Below are 1,221 nucleotides of genomic sequence, written 5' to 3' on the forward strand. Positions count from 1 at the left end.
GCTGCCGCTGGCCCCGGCCCAGGCCATGCGCACGCTCGCGACCCTGCCCCAGCCCTTCACCACCAGCCAGGCCAGGCAGGCTTTGGACACCACCCGGCGGGTGGCCATCCCGCTGCTGGAATACCTGGATGGACGTGGGTGGACGCGCCGGCTGGATTCCGGGCACCGTACCCTCGCCTAGCCAGGGACCGGATGCGAGACCCGCTGCGGGTGTAGCGCAGTTCACGTGCCCCGGGCGGGCGGTGAAATGGACAGGGCCAGACCCTCTTTGATATGTTTATCTGGTTGTCGCGATGAACACCGAAACTTCCCGCGGGAAACCGCGAGGGCTAGAGTTACGGCGGTCATAGCGTGGGGGAAACGCCCGGTCCCATACCGAACCCGGAAGCTAAGACCCACTGCGCCGATGGTACTGCACTCGGGAGGGTGTGGGAGAGTAGGACACCGCCGGACAATGTTTGAACGGCTAGAGGCCCCACCAGCTGGTGGGGCCTCGCCTGTTTAACCTCCCGGCAGTCTGCAGCGCAAGAGCGCCTTTAAAAGCCCAGGGTGGGGGTGCACCCGGTGCACCACCACCCGTGGGAGCTGGATCTTCGCGCCGGCTAGCTGCGCAGCTCGACCAGGTATTCCAGCAGTTCGGGAAGATCCGCCGGAGCGTCGATCCGGAAATGCGCCGCCGTTTGACCGGCCCCGACCTTGATTCCCAGGTCCCCCTCACCCAGGGCGTTGAAGCCGTCTTCGTCGGTGACGTCGTCGCCCACGAAGATCAGCGACTGGCGCCGGTGACGGTGCGCAGCCACTGCAGGGCCTGGCCCTTGGTCGTCTTCAGCACGCTGGCCTCCAGCACCGCCTTGCCGGCCAACAACCGCAGCCCGGAAACGGCCTGCAGCTGGCGGTACGCCTCATCCAGAGCGGCCTGCCCGGTGACCGGGTCGGCCTGGCGGATGTGCAGCACCGTGGAGGCCGGCTTGTACTCCAGCGAAGTGCCGTCGAAGGCATCGGAGATCTCGCCCAGGATCTGGGTGGTGTCCTGCAGCAGCTGCTCCTGCTGGGCATCCAGGTCAATGTGCTGGGCGTCGGTGTTCAGGAATTCAGGCAGAACCCGCTCGGCACCGTGCGAGCCGATGAGCACCTGGGGCCGCGGCGCCGGGTAGACGGCCTCCAGGGAGCGCAGGTCACGGCCGGAAATCAGGGCGGTGATCACCCCGGGCAGCCCGGCCA

General features: G+C 67.3%; 3 protein-coding genes and 1 rRNA gene. 2 read left to right on the plus strand and 2 right to left on the minus strand.

All coding sequences use genetic code 11. From position 1 onward, the window contains the following. Together JCM19049_RS14620 and rrf are read left to right on the plus strand one after the other, a co-directional pair. Nucleotides 1–181: SelB C-terminal domain-containing protein (locus JCM19049_RS14620; RefSeq protein ID WP_279403297.1), on the plus strand; the 181-nt coding region annotated here is incomplete at its 5' end. A 155-nt stretch (nucleotides 182–336) separates the two neighbouring features. Beyond that, nucleotides 337–453: ribosomal RNA gene (gene rrf / locus JCM19049_RS14625) — 5S ribosomal RNA — on the plus strand. Nucleotides 454–602: 149 nt separating this feature from the next. On the opposite strand, the gene JCM19049_RS14630 is transcribed toward rrf, so the two are convergent. Both JCM19049_RS14630 and JCM19049_RS14635 read right to left on the minus strand, forming a co-directional pair. Beyond that, nucleotides 603–800, minus strand: coding sequence for a hypothetical protein (locus JCM19049_RS14630; RefSeq protein ID WP_054821934.1), 198 nt, complete (start codon nucleotides 798–800; stop codon nucleotides 603–605). Then, the coding region (locus tag JCM19049_RS14635; protein WP_279403298.1) for a trehalose-phosphatase at nucleotides 767–1,221 on the minus strand (455 nt) is incomplete at its 5' end. The genes JCM19049_RS14635 and JCM19049_RS14630, both read right to left, overlap by 34 nt.

It is taken from the genome of Arthrobacter sp. JCM 19049 (genome assembly GCF_001310435.1).